General features: G+C 69.6%; 20 protein-coding genes. 14 read left to right on the top strand and 6 right to left on the bottom strand.

Going from position 1 to position 21,335, the window contains the following annotated elements; all coding sequences use genetic code 11:
• The first annotated feature begins 11 nt into the window (after positions 1–11).
• Together BWI15_RS23970 and BWI15_RS23965 are read left to right on the top strand one after the other, a co-directional pair.
• A complete protein-coding gene (locus BWI15_RS23970) occupies positions 12–1,097 on the top strand; it encodes an LppM family (lipo)protein (protein WP_077016701.1) in 1,086 nt (361 codons plus the stop codon).
• Positions 1,094–1,288 (top strand): DUF3046 domain-containing protein, encoded by a 195-nt coding sequence (locus BWI15_RS23965; RefSeq protein WP_077016700.1) that lies wholly within the window; start codon positions 1,094–1,096, stop codon positions 1,286–1,288. The genes BWI15_RS23970 and BWI15_RS23965 overlap by 4 nt, the downstream gene beginning before the upstream one ends.
• 35 nt (positions 1,289–1,323) lie before the next feature.
• Here BWI15_RS23965 and BWI15_RS23960 read toward each other — a convergent pair whose 3' ends face one another.
• The 3 genes from BWI15_RS23960 to BWI15_RS23950 form a co-directional block, all read right to left on the bottom strand.
• A complete protein-coding gene (locus BWI15_RS23960) occupies positions 1,324–3,441 on the bottom strand; it encodes an MMPL family transporter (protein ID WP_077017239.1) in 2,118 nt (705 codons plus the stop codon).
• 142 nt (positions 3,442–3,583) lie between these two features.
• Positions 3,584–4,150 (bottom strand): GrpB family protein, encoded by a 567-nt coding sequence (locus tag BWI15_RS23955; RefSeq protein ID WP_077016699.1) that lies wholly within the window; start codon positions 4,148–4,150, stop codon positions 3,584–3,586.
• A gap of 75 nt (positions 4,151–4,225) precedes the next feature.
• Positions 4,226–5,017: a hypothetical protein gene (locus tag BWI15_RS23950; RefSeq protein ID WP_077016698.1), complete on the bottom strand. Its 792-nt coding sequence runs from the start codon at positions 5,015–5,017 to the stop codon at positions 4,226–4,228.
• Positions 5,018–5,260: 243 nt separating this feature from the next.
• On the opposite strand from BWI15_RS23950, the gene recA reads away from it, so the two are divergent.
• From recA to BWI15_RS23905, 9 genes are all read left to right on the top strand, one after another.
• Positions 5,261–6,331 carry a recombinase RecA gene (recA, locus tag BWI15_RS23945; protein ID WP_077016697.1) on the top strand — a complete coding sequence of 357 codons (1,071 nt, stop codon included), beginning with the start codon at positions 5,261–5,263 and terminating at the stop codon, positions 6,329–6,331.
• A gap of 1,627 nt (positions 6,332–7,958) precedes the next feature.
• The gene (locus tag BWI15_RS38460) at positions 7,959–8,480 is read left to right on the top strand and encodes a regulatory protein RecX (RefSeq protein ID WP_237771431.1); all 522 of its coding nucleotides are present in this window, start codon (positions 7,959–7,961) and stop codon (positions 8,478–8,480) included.
• 90 nt (positions 8,481–8,570) lie between these two features.
• On the top strand, positions 8,571–9,134 hold the full coding sequence (locus tag BWI15_RS23935) for a hypothetical protein (protein ID WP_077016695.1): 564 nt from the start codon (positions 8,571–8,573) through the stop codon (positions 9,132–9,134).
• Between the two features lie 274 nt (positions 9,135–9,408).
• Positions 9,409–10,011 carry a dihydrofolate reductase family protein gene (locus BWI15_RS23930; protein ID WP_077016694.1) on the top strand — a complete coding sequence of 201 codons (603 nt, stop codon included), beginning with the start codon at positions 9,409–9,411 and terminating at the stop codon, positions 10,009–10,011.
• 52 nt (positions 10,012–10,063) lie between these two features.
• On the top strand, positions 10,064–10,387 hold the full coding sequence (locus tag BWI15_RS23925; protein WP_077016693.1) for a YciI family protein: 324 nt from the start codon (positions 10,064–10,066) through the stop codon (positions 10,385–10,387).
• 701 nt (positions 10,388–11,088) lie between these two features.
• The gene (locus tag BWI15_RS23920; protein WP_077016692.1) at positions 11,089–11,583 is read left to right on the top strand and encodes an NUDIX domain-containing protein; all 495 of its coding nucleotides are present in this window, start codon (positions 11,089–11,091) and stop codon (positions 11,581–11,583) included.
• 206 nt (positions 11,584–11,789) lie between these two features.
• The gene (locus tag BWI15_RS38900; protein WP_077016691.1) at positions 11,790–12,338 is read left to right on the top strand and encodes an antitoxin; all 549 of its coding nucleotides are present in this window, start codon (positions 11,790–11,792) and stop codon (positions 12,336–12,338) included.
• A 565-nt stretch (positions 12,339–12,903) separates the two neighbouring features.
• Positions 12,904–14,715: a ribonuclease Y gene (rny, locus tag BWI15_RS23910; RefSeq protein ID WP_077016690.1), complete on the top strand. Its 1,812-nt coding sequence runs from the start codon at positions 12,904–12,906 to the stop codon at positions 14,713–14,715.
• A 40-nt stretch (positions 14,716–14,755) separates the two neighbouring features.
• Positions 14,756–15,247 (top strand): GNAT family N-acetyltransferase, encoded by a 492-nt coding sequence (locus BWI15_RS23905; RefSeq protein ID WP_077016689.1) that lies wholly within the window; start codon positions 14,756–14,758, stop codon positions 15,245–15,247.
• Here BWI15_RS23905 and BWI15_RS23900 read toward each other — a convergent pair whose 3' ends face one another.
• From BWI15_RS23900 to BWI15_RS23890, 3 genes are all read right to left on the bottom strand, one after another.
• Entirely contained in the window at positions 15,248–15,541 is a 294-nt protein-coding gene (locus BWI15_RS23900) for a DUF6458 family protein (protein WP_077016688.1), read from the bottom strand.
• 146 nt (positions 15,542–15,687) lie between these two features.
• On the bottom strand, positions 15,688–16,851 hold the full coding sequence (locus BWI15_RS23895; protein WP_077016687.1) for an acyl-CoA dehydrogenase family protein: 1,164 nt from the start codon (positions 16,849–16,851) through the stop codon (positions 15,688–15,690).
• A 93-nt stretch (positions 16,852–16,944) separates the two neighbouring features.
• Positions 16,945–17,520: a DUF1707 SHOCT-like domain-containing protein gene (locus tag BWI15_RS23890; RefSeq protein WP_077017238.1), complete on the bottom strand. Its 576-nt coding sequence runs from the start codon at positions 17,518–17,520 to the stop codon at positions 16,945–16,947.
• Positions 17,521–17,617: 97 nt separating this feature from the next.
• On the opposite strand from BWI15_RS23890, the gene dxr reads away from it, so the two are divergent.
• Genes dxr through ispG form a run of 3 tightly spaced genes read left to right on the top strand, consistent with a single transcriptional unit; the run spans position 17,618 to position 21,331 of the window.
• Positions 17,618–18,844, top strand: a complete 1,227-nt coding sequence (dxr, locus tag BWI15_RS23885; protein WP_077016686.1) for a 1-deoxy-D-xylulose-5-phosphate reductoisomerase — start codon at positions 17,618–17,620, stop codon at positions 18,842–18,844.
• Positions 18,841–20,151, top strand: coding sequence for a M50 family metallopeptidase (locus BWI15_RS23880; RefSeq protein ID WP_077016685.1), 1,311 nt, complete (start codon positions 18,841–18,843; stop codon positions 20,149–20,151). The genes dxr and BWI15_RS23880 overlap by 4 nt, the downstream gene beginning before the upstream one ends.
• 28 nt (positions 20,152–20,179) lie before the next feature.
• Complete coding sequence (gene ispG / locus BWI15_RS23875) at positions 20,180–21,331, top strand: flavodoxin-dependent (E)-4-hydroxy-3-methylbut-2-enyl-diphosphate synthase (RefSeq protein WP_077016684.1); 1,152 nt, start codon at positions 20,180–20,182, stop codon at positions 21,329–21,331.
• Positions 21,332–21,335 lie beyond the last annotated feature (4 nt).

Here is a 21,335-nt window from a genome sequence, read left to right as displayed (position 1 = left end):
TGATCTGCGCCATGAAGAACCGCTTGCGCATGGCGCTGGTCGTCGTCGCGTGTCTGGTCGGTCTGACCGGATGCGTGAAGCTCGACGCCGACTTCAAGGTGAACTCGAACGAGACGGTCTCGGGCAGCATGAAGCTCGGCGTCGACAAGCAGTTGGTCGAGTCCAGCGGTCAGTCGCTGGACGCCATCCGCAAGCAGATCGACACCGGGATCACGAAGACCGCGACCGAAGGTGTCAGCTGCAAGCCGTTCGAAGACGACAAGTACGTGGGCTCGGAGTGTTCGTTCGACGGCGTGTCGTTCGCCGACATGGGCACCTCCACGACCAGCGGCGTCGGCTTCCGCAAGGACGGCGACAAGTTCGTCGTCAGCGTCAAGGACAGCAGCCTGAGCCGGGAGCTCCCGGACAGCGTCCAGCAGCCGGTGATCAACTTCAAGATCACCATGCCGGGCAAGATCATCGAGCACGACGACGGCGCGCAGATCAGCGGCCGCACCGCGACGTACGACAGCCTGGACAAGCTCGGCAAGGTTTCGCTGACCTCGGAGGCCGGCAGTTCGTTCCCGGTCTGGGCGATCATCCTGATCATCGTCCTGGTGCTCCTGGCCGCGGCCGCGGCGGTGTTCTTCGTGCTGCGGAGCCGCAACAAGCAGCAGCCGTACCCGGGTGGCGGCCAATACGGGCAGTACCCGGGGCAGCCGGGCCAGTGGGGTCCGCAGGGTCCGCAGTACGGCGGTCCGCAGGGTCCCGGTCAGTACGGACAGCAGCCGGGGCCGTACGGTCAGCCGGGTCCGCAGGGGCAGCAGTACGGGCCGCCCGGTGGTCCGCAGTACCCGGGCCAGCCGCAGTACCCGGGGCAGCCGCAGCAGGGTCAGCCCGGCCAGTGGGGTGGTCAGCAGGGCCCGCCGCAGCAGGGTGGGCAGGGCTGGGGCCAGCCCCCGCACCAGCAGCAGCCCCCGCAGCAGCAGGGTGGCTGGGGCCAGCCGCCGCAGCCGGGACAGCCTCCTCAGCAGGGTCAGCCTCCTCAGCAGGGGCAGCCGCCGCAGGGGCAGCAGCCGGGCTGGGGCCGACCCCCGCAGGATGACGGGCGGGCATGAGGCTCACCGAATTCTGGGACCGGATGGACAACGCGCTCGGCCCGGCGTACTCGCGAACCTGGGCCGAGACGCAGGTGATCAGCGGCCTCGGCGGCCGAACGGTTGCCGAAGCGCTGGCCGAGGGCGAGCACGCCAAGACGGTCTGGCGGGCCGTCTGGGCGCACCTCCAGCTCCCGCCCAACGAACGCTGACGAGTAGTCCACGCACTTCTGGCGAGCAGCCGAACCTAGCTGCTCGCCAGAGTCGTTTCCGGCTCGGGCATCGGCGCCTCCGGCTCTGGGTCACGCCGCTGTGCCAGCTTGCTCGGCCACCACAGGTGCCGGCCGATGTCGAGGTTCAGCGCGGTCACCAGCACCGACCGGACCACGATCGTGTCCAGCAGTACGCCGAGCGCCACCGCGATCCCGATCTCCGCGAACGCCACCAGCGGCAGCGTCGCCAGCACCGCGAACGTCCCGGCCAGCACCAGCCCGGCCGAGGTGATCACCCCACCGGTCGCGGCGACTCCGATCAGCGCGCCACGCCGGGTCCCGTGCTGCTTGGCCTCCTCGTGCACCCGGGTCATCAGGAAGATGTTGTAGTCGATGCCCAGCGCCACCAGGAAGACGAAAACGAACAGCGGCAGCGACGAGTCCGCCCCTTCGAACCCGAGCACCTGGGTGAAGATCAGCGAGCTGATCCCGAGCGCGGCCGCGAACGACAGTACGACGGTCGCCACGAGCAGTACGGGAGCCAGCAGCGACCGCAGCAGCACCGCGAGGATCAGCAGGACCACCACCAGTACGGCGGGGATGATGACCTTGTTGTCGCGGTCGGCGGCTCGCTGCGTGTCCAGCAGGATCGCCGTACCGCCGCCGACGAGCGCATCGGCGTTCGGCACCGCGTGGACGGCGGCTCGGGCGCGATCGACCGTGTCCTTCGCGGCCTGGCTGTCGGCCGGAGCCTGCAGCGTTCCCTCGATGTAGGCCAGCCCGTCCGACGTCCGCGGTTCAGCCACTGCCGCGACGCCTTGAGTCGACTCCAGCGCAGCACTGACGGCGGAGGCCTGGTCTGCGTTGCTCACGACAACCAGCGGATTGCCGGCCCCGGCGGGGAAGTGTGCGGCGACGATCCGCTCGCCGATCACCGAGTCCGGCGTACCGGTGAAGGACTCTTCGTTGGACAGCCCGTCCGGGTTCAGCGACAGCATGCCGAGCGCGGCCGCGCCCAGCAGGACTGTGGTGGTCACCCAGGTCAGCCGGGGCCGGACCGCAATTCGGCGACCGATCCGGCCCCAGATGCTCGTCTCGGTGTGGTCCGCGGAGCCGTAGGTCGGCCGCAACGGCCAGAAGACCCAGCGGCCGCAGATGACGAGCAGTGCGGGCAGCAGGGTGAGCATGGCCAGCAGGGCAACAACGATGCCTACCGCTGCAACCGGACCGAGTCCGCTGGTCGAGTTCATCGATGCCAGCAGCAAGCAGAGCATGCCGGCGACCACAGTGGAGCCGGAGGCAACGATCGCCGGTCCGGACCGGTGGAGGGCGAACGCCATCGCCTCGTGCCGGTCCTCGTGCCTGCGTAGCTCCTCGCGGTAGCGGGCGACCAGCAGCAAGGCGTAATCCGTCCCGGCGCCGAACACCAGCACAGTGAGGATTCCCGCGCTCTGCGCGTTCACCGTCAGGTCGGCTCTGGACGCCAGGAGGTAGACAACGGCCTGGGCCGCGAACAGAGCGGTCCCCGCCGAGATCAGGGGGAGCAGCCAGAGCACCGGGCTGCGGTAGGTGAGCAGCAGGATCACGACGACCACCGCGGCCGCCGAGTAGAGCAGCTTGCCGTCGATGCCCTCGAACGCCTTCTGCGAGTCGGCGGCGGTCCCGCCCGGCCCAGTGACGTGGAAGCTCAACCCGTCAGGCCGGTCGGCGGCAATCCGTTGGAGGTCGGCGACCCGCTCGCCAAGCGTCTCCCAACCGCCGGAGCCCGCGTTGATCGGCACGATCACCTGCAGCGCCTGGCCGTCCTCGGAGGGGATCGGACCGATCACCTCCCGGTCGACGTCCTGCAGTTCGCCGTACGCCGTGACGTCGGCGGCGACGGCCTGCTGGTCCGCTGGCGTCAGTCCGGCGGGCCGCTCGTAGACCAGCACGGTCGGGATCTCGTCCGGCGAGCTGAACCGGGCCGTTGCCTGCAGCACCTCGGTGGACTCGGCGTTGCCGGGCAACCAGGACACCGCGTCGTTGTCCTGTGCACCCGTCAGCTTGCCGGCCGGGCTGAAGGACACCGCGATCGCGGCGACCCAGAGCACCAGGACGACCCACTTGGACACCTTGCCGCACGGCAACGCCGCGAGCCGGCCGATTCCGCTCACTCCGATCACGCCCCCCGGGGCGACCGCCCGCCCGCCGTCCGCCGGGTCAACGACGACGGCACCCCGCGATCCAGCGTGCTCGCTGCCCGCAGGAGGCGTCAACGAGCCCGGAGTAGTACTGCGGTCACGCTGTGCGGGACAGCTACGGAGTCCAGCCGGTCCGCGCGGCCCACTCCTCGGCCGGCAGGTAGATCAGGTCGCAGACGGGATCCTTCAGGTCGGCGTACTCGCCGACGGTCTCGAACGGCAGAGCGGCCGCTCGCTCCTTGAACATGCCGTACGCCGCTGCCGTGTCCGGGTGGGCGCGCAGGTAGTCGCGGAAGAGCAACGCGTACCGCTGGTTGGCGTGGCCCTCGATCCGGATGTGGAGGTTGACCCGGCGGCGGTACATCGGTTCGACGACGAGCCGCTTGACCCACTGCAGCTCCTCCGTCGGTAACCCCGGAACCGGATGGTCGCGGCGGGGCGGTCTGAGCTCCCAATCGGCGGCGACGAGCAGCTCTGCGGCGTCGTCGAGCTGGGGTTCGCCGGCGACCGTCGCCTGGATGTCGAGCACGTCCTTGGCCGCCAGACCGGGAACGGAGGTGGAGCCGATGTGGTCGATCCGGGTGACGGTGTCGCCGACGATCCTGCGGATGGTCTCCGCGGTCTTGGCGAACTGTGCCGCCCAGGTGGGGTCCGGCCGGACGATGCTGATCGACGAACTCATGGCCCGATCATCCCAGCGCGGACCGAGCTCGCACAGGTGCAGCTGGTCGTCGTGGTTGCCCGCCTTCGCGGCGGGTCAGACCGGCTTGACGCGGAACACGCTGCTGGTCAGCAGGTCCGCGGCGGCGTATGCGGCCTTGCGGATGCCCTTGCGCTCGTCGAAGAAGCCGCCGACCACACCGACGCCCGGGAGCTTGCCGATGGCCCGTGCGCCGAGGCTGCCGCGCGGGCGGTCCTCGAAGACCTCGCCGAGTCCGCCGAACAGCTTGGAGATCCGCCACACGAGCCGGACTCCCTGGCGCAGGCCGCGCTCCCCGGAGTCGTCGCCGAGACCCAGTTGCTTGGCCACGTCCTGGCCGGCCTGCGTCGGGTCGTCGTACCGGAGCACGTCGTCAGGGGTGATCGGCCGGTTGGTCAGGACCCGGGCGATCACCGCCGTACGGTCCGCGTGCGCCTCCACGCCGTACTCGCGGCAGACGGCACCGATCACCATCGCCTGTACTGCGGCGCCGAGGGTGTCCTTGATCGGCAGCGCGTCCGCGGCCGCACCACTGAGCCGGGGGAGTCCCGCGATGACCGCGGCGAACCCACCCAGCCGCTCGACCCACCAGTCGCAGCGCTCGGCCAGCGGGAGGGTCGGCCACTCGGCGTGACCGGGCACCCTCATCCGGAGCAGGCGGTCGATGGTCAGGATGAGCGCCTTCTCGGCGAGGTTGGGTTGCTCCTGGGCGGAGTACTCGGTCAGGATGCTGCGGATGCCGAACGGGTCCTGGGTGCGGAGCGCGTCGAGCACCGAGTCGATGCCGAACTCGACCCGGCTGAGCGCGAGGACGACGGCGGAGTCGGGGACGTCGGGACGGTCTGTCACGTCGGCCAGCGTAGGTGCCGCCGGGTTCTCGGGAGTTGTCGGCGTGTCAGTTGGGATTCGAACACGTGTTCGGGTTATTTTGTGCCGTACGGGTTTCGCAGGCGGGGCCCGGAGTTGTCCACAGATTCAGGACCGCTTCGGAAATTGTCGGTGGCAACCCATACCTTCACTGACGACAACGAAATTCCTCCGGGCGGCTGGGTCAGCGGTCCGAAACGACTAGATGGGTCAGGTGGCAGTCAGATGGCTGGTGCAGCAGCGAGTGCGGAGCGGGCCGCGGCGGATCGCGAGAAGGCGCTGGCGACCGCGCTGACGCAGATCGAGCGGCAGTGCGGCAAGGGCTCCGTGATGCGGCTGGGTGAGCAGGGCAGGGCGCCGATCGAGGTCATCCCGACCGGGTCGATCGCGCTCGACGTCGCGCTGGGGATCGGCGGGCTGCCGCGCGGTCGCGTGGTGGAGATCTACGGTCCGGAGTCGTCGGGTAAGACCACCGTTGCGCTGCACGCCGTCGCCAACGCCCAGCGGGCCGGCGGTATCGCCGCCTTCATCGACGCCGAGCACGCGCTCGACCCCGACTACGCCCGCAAGCTCGGCGTGGACACCGACGCCCTGCTGATCTCCCAGCCCGACTCCGGTGAGCAGGCGCTGGAGATCGCCGACATGCTGATCCGCTCCGGCGCGATCGACATCGTCGTGATCGACTCGGTGGCCGCGCTGGTGCCGCGGGCCGAGATCGAGGGCGAGATGGGTGACAGCCACGTCGGTCTGCAGGCCCGGCTGATGAGCCAGGCGCTGCGCAAGATGACCGGTGCGGTCAGCGGGACCAACACCACCGCGATCTTCATCAACCAGCTGCGCGAGAAGATCGGCGTGATGTTCGGCTCCCCGGAGACCACGACCGGTGGTAAGGCGCTGAAGTTCTACGCGTCGGTCCGGCTGGACGTCCGCCGGATCGAGTCGCTGAAGGACGGTACCGACTTCGTCGGCAACCGGACCCGGGTCAAGGTCGTGAAGAACAAGGTGGCCCCGCCGTTCAAGCAGGCCGAGTTCGACATCATCTACGGCCAGGGCATCAGCCGCGAGGGCAGCCTGCTGGACCTCGGCGTCGAGCAGGGCTTCGTCCGCAAGGCCGGCGCCTGGTTCACCTACGAGAGCGACCAGCTCGGCCAGGGCCGGGAGAACGCGCGGAACTTCCTGCGCGACAACCCCGATCTGGCCAACGAGCTGGAGAAGAAGATCAAGGAGAAGATGGGCATCGGCCAGGGTGAGGTCGCTGCCGACACGCCGCCGGTCGAGGTCGATGTCGACTTCTGATCCCCAGCCCGCCACCGGCCTCACCCAGGCCGAGCGGCTGGCGTTGGCCCGCAAGCTCCTGGCTGACGGGCCAACCGGCTCCACCCTCTGGACCCCCGACGGTGCGGACCGCGACAACACCGCGGACCGCACCCGGGGGCGGTCCAGCTCTCCCGCCTCGGAGACGTCTGCAAGCGACGCCTCCCGGGCAGAGACTTCCCGGCCCGAGACCTCTCGGGCCACCCGCAGGCAGAGCCGCACGTCAGCGGCCTCGGGCTCACCTCGTGCCAAGCGTGACGCCGCGCCTGGCAGAGCTTCGGAGCCCGACAACTTGCCTGTAGCAACTACTTCGGCAGATGGTGAATCACTCGGCGCCGTGGCGGAATCGCAGGCAGCCGACCTGCGGGACTCGTCTGGTGTTACCCCGCGGGCCTGGGGCGCGAAGTCCTCTGGGACCGGAGCGGGGCAGAGCCGCCGCCTGGGCAGGACTTCCGCCGCTCGGCAAACCCCTGACGAAGACGACGCCTGGCCGTCGTACGAGGGTCGCTCCGGCGCGGTCTCCGGCATTCGTGCCGTCGCGCCGGAGTTGTTGGATCCGTGGGACGCCCTCGAGGACGAAACCCGCCGCCGCAAGGCCGAACGACGGCAGGCCCAGGCTGAAGAGCCGGATCCCTGGGATTCGCTCGAAATCGGTACGTCTCCCAGCAGCGGTGCGGACTCCGACGAGCCCGATCCGTGGGACTCGCTGGACAGTGCCGGTTCCGAGAAAGCCCGACCGACGGCCGATGAGGCTGACCCGTGGGACTCGCTCGATGCCAAGGGCGCGACTTCGGCGAGTCGCCGGCGTGCGCCTTCGTCGGACGACGCTGCGGTCGACGACGGCACGAACGGTGCTGCGCCCGCTGCGCACCTTCTCGGTGCGCGAGAAGCTGACGATGCCGCGACAAGCGCCGTGGATTCCGGCGGCACCAAGGCGTCCGCCCGGGCCAAGAGCTCCGGCCGGACCAGGAGCCTGGGGAAGTCGGCGGGTGCTGGACCCACGCCAGGCTCGGAGCAGGATGCGAGCGGGAGACCGCTACGGGGCTCGGACGAAACCAGAGCGCCTGGACGCGCGGACGGTGCCGGGCGCGCTGGTCGCGCCATGGACTTGGAAGGCTCGCCGGTTGCAGGCGGGGACGCTGGAGACGGTGGGGAGCGCGCGGGTTCGTCACCGAGGCGCGGGGGCGCTGGAAGCGGTTCGCCGGTCGACGGTGGAGGCGCTGAGAGCGCATCATCGGCCGGAACCGGATCGCCGGTCGGTGTCCGGGATGTTGGAGATGGCGGAGCGCAAGAGGGTTCGTCGCCGAGGCGAGGTGGCGTTGCGAGCGGATCGCCGACAGGTCGTGGAGGCGCTGGGAGCACCTCGTCAACCGGGATCGGCGTTGGATCGCCGATAGGTGGCCGGAGTGCTGGAAGTAGCGGCGCGCAAGCGGGCTCATCGGCGGGGCGCGACGGTGTCGGGGCGGGATCCAGCGACGGTGTCAGTGCTGAATCCAGTGGCCGGTCGGCTCGTGGACGTTCTGGACGGCGGCCGACTCGTGGGTTCGGGAATCGGCCTCGGCGGGGTGCTCGGGATGGGGACGAACCGGGGATGCCGGCGGATCCTTCCGTGGACCAGGACGCTGATCCGTACCAGGTGGCGCGGACGATTCTGCTCGACAAGCTCACGGGGCAGCCGCGGACGCGGGCGGAGCTGGCCGACGTACTAGCGGATCGTGAGATTGCCGACGAGGTGGCCGATGAGGTGCTCGATCGGTTCACCGAGGTGGGGCTGATCAACGACGCCGCGTTCGCGACCGCGTGGGTCGAATCGAGACACCGGGGCCGAGGACTGGGCAAGCGAGCCCTCGCTCAGGAACTGCGTCGTCGAGGCGTCGACGACGAGCTGGCTCGCGACGCCTTGGAGGAACTCGATTCGAGCCAGGAGGAGGAGACTGCCCGCGCGCTGGTTCGCAAGAAGCTCCGCTCGATGCGTTCGCTCGATCGGCAGGTCGCGATGCGCCGCCTGATCGGCATGCTCGCCCGCAAGGGCTACCCCGGCGGCCTCGCCATGACCGTCGTCAAACAAGAGCTCGCGGCCTCCGACGAAGAGCTGCCCCTCCTCAACGACTCCGGTCTCGAAGCCGAGTAACTCCCCGCCGCCCTGGCGGGCGCAGACGCAGGACGCGGCATGGCGGCCTAGGTCGGCCGTGAGGATTGCCCAGGACTTCGCGGATCCGCTGTGGTCGACGAGATCGTCCGCAGTGAGCGCGTTCCGAAAGCGCGCACGTCCACCAGCGCGCACCTCCAAGCACGCACGTCCACCAGCGCGCACCTCCAAGCGCGCACATCCACCAGCGCGCACCTCCAAGCGCGCACGTCCAAGAGCCTGCACGTTCGAAAGCGCGCGCTGTCGGACGCGATCAAGGCGCTTGAGCACGTCAGCTTCCGGTCGACCAACGTGGTGCTCAGCTCGCCGCTGCGGACTCTCGTTCGTCAGTCTCCAACGCGTCGCCGCGAACCAGTCGTGCTGTCGATTGAGCGCGACCAACGAACTGCCCTCGGACCGCTGACGCCCGTGCTGGTGGCGGCGAGCCTGATCGGAGCGATCGGCTTCACGGCGGTGGAGCGTTTTGGGCAGACCGTCGCGGGGCGAAGCGAGTCGCGGGCCTGGGAGTCGCCGGTGCGCGGGTGCCACCCACCGACTCCTGGGAAGACCTGGGGCAGCGCGGCGATCACGACTCCACCCGACACGGACCTGCGTCGAGAGTCTCAGCGGTATGACGCGGCGCCGCCCCGGCCATGACCTGACGCCGTGGCGGGAACTCCACTCGCGAACACCACCTGGGTAGGGCGCCGCCGCGGCAGCGACCGCGACGGGATCACCACAGCCCGGCCGCCCGCTGGTTGGGCGCCGGTGCTCGGCCGAAGCGCTGTCCCCTGATCGCCAGCACTGTGCCTCCTGCCGCGGAGAAACCTGCGAAGAACTCCGCGAGGTGGTGTCGGATCGGGGCGGTGGGGTTCGTTGCAGGGGTGAGGCCGGCCAGAACGGGCGGCGCCGAGGTGAAGGAACCGCGATTGTGAAGTTGACGACCATGACCCAGGTGACGCTCGACGGAGTGATGCAGGGAAACGGCGGCGTAACGGATGAGGACCGCCGAGACGGGTTCGAGCGTGGGGGATGGGGTCGGGGAGCGGGGGACGACGAGACGAGGGCATTCATCACGCAGGCCTATCAGCGTGCCGAGGCGTTTCTGTTCGGTCGGCGTACCTATGAGTTGTTCGCCGAGTCGTGGGGATCGATGCGTGCGCATCCCATTGGCGTGGCGTTGAATGATGCGCCCAAGTACGTGGCCTCGAACACGCTGACCGCGCCGCGTTGGACGGACACGACTGTGCTCCGTGGTGATCTCGTGGCGGGCGTCAACGAGTTGAAGGCCAAGCCTGGGGGTGAGCTGCAGGTGCACGGAAGTGGTGCTCTGACTCGGTGGCTGCTGGACAACGGGCTGGTTGACGAGATGGTGCTGATCGTGATCCCGGTGATTCTCGGTCAGGGCGCGAGACTGTTCGCGGAGACCGGTCCGGATCTTGCGCTCGAGCTGGTGGAATCGCGGGTCGACTCCAAGGGCGTGACGATCCAGCGCTATCGGCCGGCCGGGCGCCCGCAGTATGCGACGACCTGATGGCCCTGACCACCGCACAAACGTTCCCGACACCACAAGGAGATGAGTTCAGATGCAGTACCTGGTTTCCGTGATCGATGACAAGAGCAAACCCGGCAGCACGGACCGGCAGCCGGCCATCAGCGAGTTCAACGATCGGCTGATCGCCGAGGGTTACTGGGTTTTCGCGGGCGGATTGGCGGACACCGACGAGGCCACGGTCATCGACAACCGGGGCGAGCAGGCAGTGGTGACCGACGGGCCGTTCGTGGAATCGAAGGAGTATCTCGCGGGTGTTTGGGTGTGGGAGGCGCCCGATCTGGACGTGGCGCTCGCGCTGGCGACCGAGGCATCGAAGGTTTGCGATCGCAAGATCGAGGTGCGGCCGTTCCTCTGAGCGGCGTCGAGGACGCAACTTCCCGCGATCGCCCGCGTCTGCGTCGCCGAGCCTGAACACCTGGAGCGACTGTGCGGTGATGAGGGGAGCAACCGCACCGGCTGGGTCGGTAGTCGCACCGACTCAGCCGAGTCAGTGGCCGCACCGACTCGCCGGGTCAGCGGCCGCACCACCTCAGCCTGTCGGTGGCCGCACCGACTCAGCCGGGTCGTCGGCTGCCCGGCTGCGCCGCGCGAAAGCGCTTGCGGGATGCAGTGCTGTTCGCGTCGGGCGAGCCGGTGCGTCCGCGGTCAGCTCACGTCAGGTTCCACGGCCACCACGTGCGGCAACGTACGTCGTCACGGACTGCTGCACGTGTTCGTCCCGCACGCGACGGCGGGGGGCGTTCGGTGTGCTGCTGACCTTCGCCGGGGTGATCTGGCCCCCGAAAAGGGGGCGGGGGATGGGGACGGAGATGGGAGAGGGCGGATCGGGACGGGACAGTTGGCGGGGCCCGGGACGGGAGCCGTGGGTTCGGGGCAGCTGGCCGGGACGGGGACGGGGTCGGGGGACCGGGACAGGCACGGGGACAGGGTCGGGGACGGGGACAGGGACGGGGACAGGGACGGGGACAGGTGTGCTGGCGTCGATTGCCACGCAGGCGATCGTCCTGGGGTCGCGCCCTGACCAGGTGAGTTCGCCGGGCGGGAGAGACTGGCCCGATGGGATACGTCGGGTCTTACACATGGCGGTTGCGGCAGCGGGTGGGGGCGGAGTTGCTGCTGATGCCGGGGGCTCAGGTGGTGGTCGTGGGGGAAGCGGGGCGGGTGCTGTTTCAGCGGCGGCGGGATTCGGGGTTGTGGGAGTTTCCGGCAGGGGCGGCGGAGCCGGGGTCGAGTTTTCGGGGGACGGCGGTTCGGGAGTTGTTCGAGGAGGCCGGACTGCGGGTGTGCGAGGAGGATTTGGTGCCGTTCGCGTCGTTGTCGGAGCCGGAGGTGCACGAGATCACCTATCCGAACGGTGACCGGATGCACTGTTTCGCGCTCTGTTTCGAGGCGCGGCGGTGGACGGGGGAGCTGCGGCCGGAGCCGGAGGAGGTCATTGAGGCTGGATTCTGGGCGGTGGACGACCCGCCCGGGGTGTTGCAGCCACAGACCGAGGTGGTGCTGGGGCTGTACCGGGACTACCTGGAGAGTGGGGCTTTCCAGGGGCGATGAGCGGGATTTCGGGCGGTTTCGCGCGGGTTTTCGGGGGTCGGTGAACCGTGTGGGGGCGGGTTGCAATGCGGGGGGTGGACGGCGAGGGATGTTGACGGGTGTCGGCCGCGGGTGTCTCATCCGAAGAGAGACCGGCTTTTGGGGCCGGTCCGTAGGCTGGCATTTTTCTGTAGAGATCCGCCCCTGACACCTCTTTGGAGGGTGCAATGAACGATTTCCAGGAACAGGCGAAGAACTGGCTCCGGAACGTCGTCAAGCAGAACCCGGACAAGATCAAGGCAGGTGTGGAGAAGGCCGGCGACCTGATCGACAAGCAGACCGGCGGCAAGTACGCGGACAAGCTCGACTCGGTGCAGGAGAAGGTCGGGACGTACGTCGAGAAGCAGTCGGGCGGGGCCGCGGGCGGTCCGGCCGGAGGTGCCGCGGGCGGTCAGTCCGGCGGTGTGCCGAGCGGCCAGGCCGGAGGCGCGGCGGGTGACCAGTCCGGTGGCGCGCCCAGCGATCAGACCGGCGGGGAGCCGGCGACCGGGCCGGACGACGGTGCGGCGGACGCGCCGACGCAGACGGCTGGGGCCGGCACCGCCGATTCCAGCGGGAGCGAGGGTGGCACCGCCGCGAACGGTGGAGTGGTCGGCGGCCAGGTTCCCGACGTGAGCGAGAACGACGCCAGCTCGGCCGGCTCGCGGACCGAGGGCGCGGAGACAGGCGGCACGGCCACCGGTACGTCGGACGGAGGGCTTCCGGGCCCGAGGTAGGTCGCAGCAGGTCGACTCGGTCAGAGCACGAGCGGTCCCCGTTCAGGTGGGTCGCTTGGAGCGGAGACCACTTCAGCACCCCAGTCCGCGGTGGCGCCAAGCCTCCGGGGCTGGGGTGCTGCGTTACCAGAGGTGGAAGGGCCTGGAGTCGCCCGGTGGCAGATCGTGAGCGCGCGCTCCGGATCGTGGCGCCGCGCGCGAGTGTCCACCTTGACCCTGTGGATGGCCGCGCCTAGCCTCGGAATCAGCAAGGGAACTGTCCACCCGGACGGTTGACGACATCGCAGAGGTCGGCCTGCTGGCCGAGCAACCGGAGCGCGCGCAGGCGTGGTCCGGAGATACGAAACCAGAGCTCTTCCGAGCTTGCCGACGGTGGGCGAACCGCCCGCCGCCGCATAGGAACGGACCCGGCGCTCACCGGGGGACGAAGGCCGTCGGCACGATCGCCGACGGCGAGATCCCGGTCGGCGCGTTCCGGCGTACCGTCTTCTGGGCCGCTGTGTGGTGATCCCTTCGCCGAAGAGCTGGTCACGCCCGGGGCGTGACTCGATGAGGGGAGACGCCGATGCCGCAGCTCATCCTGGGTCCGGCCGCCGTGATCTCGTACGCCGCGACGCCGCCGGCGACGTCGGTGGGGTTGGTGGTGGTCGGTCTCCTCGTGGTCGGGCTGCTCGCCTGGATCGGGCTGACGCTGACCCGGCGCAAGGGTGCCGAGGTGGCGGCCGCGGAGGCGAACGCGAAGCTCGAGGCCGCGACCGCGGTCGCCGAGGCGAAGTCGATCGGTGACCGGATCCGGCGCGAGGCCGAGGACGAGGCAGTCGCACTGCGGACCCGCGCGAAGGACGCGGAGCAGCGCGCCGAGGAGTTGCGCCGGCAGGCCGAGCAGCAGGCTGAGGCGCTGCGCAAGGACGCCGAGCAGCGCGCGAAGGAGGTCGAGCAGCGCGCGGACGAGGCGCGTCGGGAGTCCGAGGACCGTGCGTCGGAGATCCGCCGCGAGGCCGAGCAGCGGGCGTCCGTCGTACGGCGGGACGCCGAGACCGAGGCGCAGTCGATCCGTGACGACCTGCGCGAGCAGCGCCTCGAGATGGAACGCCGCGAGCACCGGCTGACCGAGCGGGAGGAACGCCTCGACGAACAGCTGCGCGCCCTGGAGGAACGGCAGAACGAGCTGGCCGCCCAGCTCGCCGAACTCGACCGGCAGCGCGCCGAGATCCGCGACCTGGAGGACGAGCGCCGCCGCATCCTCGAAGGCGTCGCGAACCTGACCAGCGAGCAGGCCAAGGCCGAGCTGGTCGCGGCGATGGAGGCCGAAGCGAAGCGGCACGCGCACGCGATCGTTCGCGACATCGAGCGGCAGGCGCAGGACGAGGGCGAGAGCAAGGCCCGCCGGATCATCACCGGCGCGGTTCAGCGGCTCGCGTCGGAGCAGACCAGCGAGTCGGTCGTCTCGGTGGTGCACCTGCCCAGCGACGACATGAAGGGCCGGATCATCGGCCGCGAGGGCCGCAACATCCGGTCGTTCGAGCAGACCACCGGCGTCAACCTGATCATCGACGACACCCCCGAGGCGGTGCTGCTGTCCTGCTTCGACCCGGTACGCCGGGAGACCGCGCGGCTGACGCTGGACTCGCTGGTGCTGGACGGCCGGATCCACCCGAGCCGGATCGAGGAGATCTACGAGCGCAGCAAGGGCGAGGTCGCCGAGCTGTGCGAGCGAGCGGCCGAGGACGCGATGGCCGAGGTAGGCATCACCGATCTGCACCCGGAACTGGTCCGCACGATGGGCCTGCTGCGCTACCGGACGTCGTACGGGCAGAACGTGCTCAAGCACCTGGTCGAGTCGGCGCACCTGGCCGGCATGATGGCGGCCGAGCTCGGGCTGGACCCGAAGCTGTGCAAGCGCGGCGCGTTCCTGCACGACATCGGCAAGGCGCTGACGCACGAGTCGGAGGGCAGCCACGCGATCGTCGGCGCCGACCTGGCCCGCAAGTACGGCGAGAACGACGACGTCGTGCACTGCATCGAGGCGCACCACAACGAGGTCGAGGTCCGTACCGTCGAGGCGGTGCTGACCCAGGCCGCCGATGCGGTCAGCGGCGGTCGGCCGGGCGCGCGGCGCGAGTCGCTGGAGGCCTACGTGCAGCGGCTCGAACGGCTGGAGGAGATCGCGATGCACCACGACGGTGTCGAGAAGGTGTTCGCGATGCAGGCCGGCCGGGAGATCCGGGTGATGGTGCTGCCGGACGCGGTCGACGACATCGCCGCGCAGGTGATGGCCCGCGACATCGCCAAGCAGGTCGAGGAGGAACTCACCTACCCCGGCCAGATCCGTGTCACCGTCGTCCGCGAGTCCCGCGCGACGGAGGTCGCCAAGTAATCCGAATGCCGCGCGGTGGCCGGCGTCGTACGGTCGGTGGATGCGGATCAGGCCTGCGACACTGGCGGACGTCGAGCGGTTGATCGACGGGTTCGCCGACAATCCGGTGGTGTTGCATCACACCCGAGAGCGGTGGGCGACGCAGGAGCGTGGAGACGGACTGTTCCTGCTGGCCCATCGGGCGGGCGAAATCGTCGGGCACAGCATGGTGCTGCGACAGTCCAAGTACGCCGAAGTGCGCGCCGATGTGGATCCGGCCGAGATCAACGGGCTGCACGCCTACGCTCCCAATCAAGGCGTCGGTACGGCGTTGATTGCGGCGGCCGAAGCGGTCGCGGTGGAGTGGGCGCGACCCGTGATCGGTCTGGGAGTCGGTCCCGACAACCCGGGCGCTCGGCGGTTGTACGAGCGTCTTGGGTACCGGAGGTGGTCAGGTCCGCGAGTGATCGACATCTGGACCGAGAAGGCCGCGGACGGCGCGATCGTTCGGTCTCATGCCGACCCGTGTGACTACCTGATCAAGCGGCTGTGACTAGTGCCGGTCCGGTTTGTACTCGGTCGGGGTGACGTCGATCTCGTGCTGCAGCGGGTACGTGTGCGGGTCGGTGTTGTACTGCTCCTCGACCCGCGGGGCGATCACCGGGGTGTCGTCGGTTTGGGCGCGATTGCGGTTGGCGACGCTGTACGACAGCCAGATTCCGGCCGCACCGGCCAGCATGACGACGATGCCGACCACGGTGAAGTCGATCGGTCCGGAGGTGTCCCGGATGCCGAACGCGATGATGGCTCCGGCGGCGATCAGGAAGATCCCGACGCTGATACGCATACTCTTCCTCCCTGTCCAGAGGTGGCGGCTCCGGCTCAAAGCACGGTCGTTTCCACTCGGGCGGGGGCGGGTGACACTGCGTCAACCTTGTTCACTCCCAGTACCCACCCGGACGGTTGCCATGCACAACCGTCCGGGCGGTCGGGTCACCGGAAGGCGGCTTGGCCGGTCAGTGCCTGGCCGATCACCAGCTGGTGCACCTCGGACGTGCCCTCGTAGGTGAGCACCGACTCGAGGTTGTTGGCGTGCCGCAGCACCGGGTACTCCCCGCTGATCCCGTTCGCGGCCAGGATCGTGCGGCACTCGCGGGCGATCGCGATCGCCTCGCGAACGTTGTTCAGCTTGCCGACGCTGACCTGCTCGGGCCGCAGCGCGCCCTTCTCCTTCAGCCGGCCGAGGTGCACGGCGAGCAGGATGCCCTTGTTCAGCTCGACGGCCATGTCGGCGAGTTTCGCCTGGGTCAGCTGGTACGCCGACAGCGGTTTGTCGAAGACCTGCCGCTCACCGGCGTACGACACGGCCGTCTCCAGGCAGTCCCGGGCCGCGCCCATCGCGCCGAAGATGATCCCAAACCGGGCCTCGTTGAGGCACCCGAGCGGACCCGACAGCCCGCGCGCCTCCGGCAGCATCGCCGAGGCCGGCAGCCGGACGTCGGTCAGGATCAGCTCCGACGTCACCGACGCGCGCAACGACAGCTTGCGGGTGATCTCGGGCGCCGAGAAGCCCGGCGCCGACGTCGGTACGACGAACCCGCGTACCCCGTCGTCGGTCCGCGCCCAGACCACCGCGACGTCGGCGATCGAGCCGTTGGTGATCCACATCTTCGACCCGTTCAGGATCCAGTCGTCGCCGTCGCGGCGGGCGCTGGTCCGCATCCCGCCGGGGTTGGAGCCGAAGTCCGGCTCGGTCAGCCCGAAACAGCCGATCGCCTCGCCGGCCGCCATCCGCGGCAGCCATTCGGTCTTCTGCTCCTCGTTGCCGTACTTCCAGATCGCGTACATCGCCAGCGAACCCTGCACCGACACCAGCGAGCGCATGCCGGAGTCGGCCGCCTCGATCTCCAGACAGGCCAGCCCGTACGCGACCGGACCGAGCCCGGCGCATCCGTACCCGGTCAGGTGCATCCCGAGCAGCCCGAGCGAGCCGAGCTCCTTGGCCAGCTCGCGGGCGGGGATGCTGGCCGCCTCGAACCACTCCGGCAGCGACGGCCGCAGCCGCTCGTCGGCGAACCGGCGGGTGGTCGCGCGGATCGCGACCTCCTCCTCGGTGAGCAGCGAGTCCACGTCCACGAGATCCAGGGAAACGGTCATGCCGTCAAACTATCCGCAACCCGCACCGGCCGTCCCTGCGGTGAACCCCACAGTGACCTGTGGAACGCCTCACCTCAGCAGCTGCGGAAAACCTCATTTGCTGGAGAACGGCCACCACCAGCGCCGCGTGCGCGGATGCCGGACGACGACCGAGCTCCACTTCGCCTGGCCGGTGACGACCAGCCGGACACCGTCGCGCTCGGCCGGGCCGGTCTTGTTGCTGGTCGAACTGCCGACCACGTCGATCTCGTCGAGGCTCACCACCCAGCCCCTCGGCACGATGATGGTGATCGAGCTGTGCTTCAGTTCGGCGACCACCTGCACCTCGGGCCGGCGGACCAGAGCGTCGGTGAAGTCGAGCTTCATGCTGGAGTGCTCGGCCTGCGTGACGACCCGCGCCGGCACCTGCCAGGCCCCTTCGCGCTTCTGCGAGCTGTGCTTGGCCCGGATGACCACCTCGGCGGGGCCGGTGGGCTCGGCGGGGGTCAGGTCCGCGGTGGCGGCGCGCAGCTCGAGCTCGGTCTTGGCCGAGTAGACCTGGGTCAGCCGCTCGTCCAGCTCCTGGAAGTCGAGCCGGCCGTCGCCGTGGGCTTCCTGCACCAGCGAGGCGGCCTGCTCCCGGTCGCGATCGGAGGCACGGCGGGCTGGTGGCGGCTGTTCCAGACTCATGGGTTCACGGTAGCGCCGGGACCCGGTCGAAACCGCTGTCCACAGGCCGTCGTACGGCGAATCGCTGGCGACCGTGCTGACCTGAAACAATGGCTGGGTGAATCCGCGTACCGTCGTCATCCTCGGCTCGACCGGCTCCATCGGCACCCAAGCGCTGGAGCTGATCGGCCGGAACCGCGACCGGTTCCGGGTCTGCGCCCTGTCGGCCGGCGGGGAGCACGTCGACCTGCTCGCGCGGCAGGCGCTGGAGTTCGAGGTCGAGGTGGTGGCCGTCGCCCGCGCCACGGTCGCGCAGGACCTGCAGCTGGCCTTCTACGCCGAGGCGCAGCGCCGGGGGTACACGCGGGGCGAGTTCCGGATCCCCAAGATCCTCACCGGGCCGGACGCGTCGAGCGAGCTCGCCGCGCTGCCCTGCGACGTCGTACTGAACGGCATCACCGGTTCGCTCGGCCTGCGGCCGACGCTGGCCGCGCTGGACGCCGGCAACACCCTCGCCCTGGCGAACAAGGAGTCCCTGGTCATCGGCGGCCCGCTGGTCACCCGGCGGGTCAAGCCGGGCCAGATCGTGCCGGTCGACTCCGAGCACAGCGCGATCGCCCAGTGCTTGCGCGGCGGCAGCGGTGACGAGGTCCGCAAGCTGCTGCTGACGGCGAGCGGCGGCCCGTTCCTCGGCCGCGCCCGGTCCGAGCTGGCCGGCGTGACCGTCGAGCAGGCGCTCGCCCACCCGAACTTCGCGATGGGGCCGGTCGTCACGATCAACTCCGCCACCCTGGTCAACAAGGGGCTCGAGCTGATCGAGGCGCACCTGCTGTTCGGCATCCCGATCGACCGGGTGGACGTCGTCGTGCACCCGCAGCAGGCGGTGCACTCGATGGTCGAGTTCCACGACGGTGCCACGATCGCGCAGGTCGGGCTGCCGACGATGACGCTGCCGATCGCGCTCGGCCTGAGCTGGCCCGACCGGATACCGGACGCGTCGCCGCCATGGGACTTCGCCGAGGCGAGCACCTGGCAGTTCCTGCCGCTCGACGACGAGGCGTTCCCGTCGGTCCAGCTGGCCCGCGAGGCCGGGACCCGGGGCGGCACCGCTCCGGCGGTGTTCAACGCGGCGAACGAGGTCTGCGTGCAGGCGTTCCGTGACGGCCGCCTGCCGTTCCTGGCGATCGTCGACACCGTCGCCCGGGTGGTGACCGAACACGACGTACCCTCGTACGAGGAACTGTCCATCGACGACGTGCTCGCCGCGGACGCCTGGGCCCGCGCCCGGGCCCGTGAGCTCACCGCCATCGGGAACGACAACGGCCAGGAGACCCTACCGGCATGACCGCACTGCTCACCTTCATCGGCATCGTTCTGTTCGTCGTGGGCATCCTTGTCTCGGTCGGCCTGCATGAGCTGGGTCACATGCTCCCGGCCAAGGCCTTCGGGATGAAGGTCACCCAGTTCTTCGTCGGCTTCGGCCGGACGGTCTGGTCGGTCAAGCGCGGCGAGACCGAGTACGGGATCAAGGCGATCCCGGCCGGTGGGTTCGTCCGGATCATCGGCATGCTGCCGCCGGCCAAGGGCCAGGACCCGACCAAGGTCCGCAAGGCCAACACCGGGCCGATCCAGTCGATGGTGGAGAACGCCCGCTCCGCGGAGTACGAGACGATCTCCGCCGCCGACGACGGCCGGCTGTTCTACCAGAAGGTGTGGTGGAAGAAGCTGATCGTGATGGCGTCCGGACCGCTGGTCAACGTGGTGATCGCGTTCGTCCTGTTCGGCGGTCTCTACATGCTGTACGGCAGCCCGGTCGCGCAGACCACGGTCGCCACCGTCACCGACTGTGTGATCCCGGCCTCGCAGGCCTCCGCGGACCGCAAGTGCCAGAGCGGCGACAAGGAGTCGCCGGCCAAGACGGCCGGATTCCAGGTGGGCGACAAGATCGTCTCCTTCAACGGCACCCCGATCGAGAGCTGGGACCAGCTCACCCCGCTGATCCGGAACAACACCGACAAGCCGGCCACCATCATGGTCGAGCGCGACGGCCGGCAGACGGAACTGAAGACCAGCACGATCGTCAACCAGGTCCGCGAGGAGCCGGGCTCGGACAAGTTCGTCTCGGTCGGCTTCCTCGGGGTGTCGCCGGAGAGCAAGATCGAGCGGCAGGACTTCGGGTTCGTGGTCGACGAGATGGGCCGGATGACGGTGGCCACCGTCCAGGCGCTCGGCCGGTTCCCCGAGAAGCTGGTCGGGGTGGCCAAGTCGATCGTCGGCGGCGAGCGCGATCTGGACAGCCCGATGAGCGTGGTCGGCGCCAGCCGGGTGGCCGGCGAGGTCGCCTCGAACAGCGACCTGGCGGTGGCCGCGCGGCTGTCGTTCCTGGTCCAGCTGCTCGCCTCGCTGAACCTGTTCCTGGCCCTGTTCAACTTCATCCCGCTGCTGCCACTGGACGGCGGGCACATGGTCGGCGCGATCTGGGAGGGCATCAAGCGCGGCTTCGCCAAGCTGCTCGGCCGTCCCGATCCCGGCTACGTGGACGTCGCCAAACTGCTGCCGATCGCCTACGTGGCGGCCAGCGTCATCGTGGTGATGGGCGTGCTGCTCGTCGTCGCCGACATCGTCAACCCGATCCGTCTGTTCAACGGATGACCCTCACCCCCTCACGGACAAAGGACCAATGAGCATCTCCCTGGGCATGCCCGCGCTGCCTCCGCCGACCCTCGCCCCGCGCCGCAAGACCCGCCAGATCAAGGTGGGCAAGGTGCTGGTCGGTGGCGACGCGCCGGTGTCGGTGCAGTCGATGACGACCACGCTGACCGCCGACGTCAACACCACGCTGCAGCAGATCGCGGAGCTGACCGCGGCCGGCTGCGACATCGTCAGGGTCGCCTGCCCGTCGCAGGACGACGCCGACGCGCTGCCGGAGATCGCCAGGCACTCGCAGATCCCGGTGATCGCCGACATCCACTTCCAGCCCAAGTACGTGTTCGCCGCGATCGAGGCCGGGTGCGCGGCGGTCCGGGTCAACCCGGGCAACATCCGCAAGTTCGACGACCAGGTCAAGGAGATCGCCGCGGCCGCCAAGGACCACGGCACCTCGATCCGGATCGGCGTGAACGCCGGCTCGCTGGACCCGCGGCTGCTGCAGAAGTACGGCAAGGCCACGCCCGAGGCGCTGGTCGAGTCCGCGGTCTGGGAGGCGTCGCTGTTCGAGGAGCACGACTTCCACGACTTCAAGATCTCGGTCAAGCACAACGACCCGGTCGTGATGGTGAAGGCCTACGAGCTGCTGGCCGAGCGCGGCGACTGGCCGCTGCACCTCGGCGTCACCGAGGCGGGCCCGGCGTTCCAGGGCACGATCAAGTCGGCGGTCGCGTTCGGCGCGCTGCTGTCGAAGGGGATCGGGGACACCATCCGGGTCTCGCTGTCCGCGCCGCCGGTCGAGGAGGTCAAGGTCGGCCTGCAGATCCTGCAGTCGCTGAACCTGCGCGAGCGCAAGCTCGAGATCGTGTCCTGCCCGTCGTGTGGTCGCGCGCAGGTCGACGTCTACACGCTGGCCGAGCAGGTCACCGCCGGGCTCGAGGGCATGGAGGTGCCGCTGCGGGTCGCGGTGATGGGCTGCGTGGTGAACGGCCCGGGCGAGGCGCGGGAGGCCGACCTCGGCGTTGCTTCCGGCAACGGCAAGGGCCAGATCTTCGTCAAGGGCGAGGTGATCAAGACCGTGCCGGAGTCGCAGATCGTCGAGACCCTGATCGAGGAAGCGATGCGGATCGCCGAGGAGATGGGCGAGTCGGTCGAGGGCGGCGAGCCGACGGTCACCGTCGGCTGATCCC

This window comes from Kribbella sp. ALI-6-A (assembly GCF_001984195.1).
In the GTDB taxonomy this organism is placed as follows: Bacteria; Actinomycetota; Actinomycetes; order Propionibacteriales; family Kribbellaceae; genus Kribbella.
This window is presented reverse-complemented; position numbering and strand designations above follow the sequence as displayed.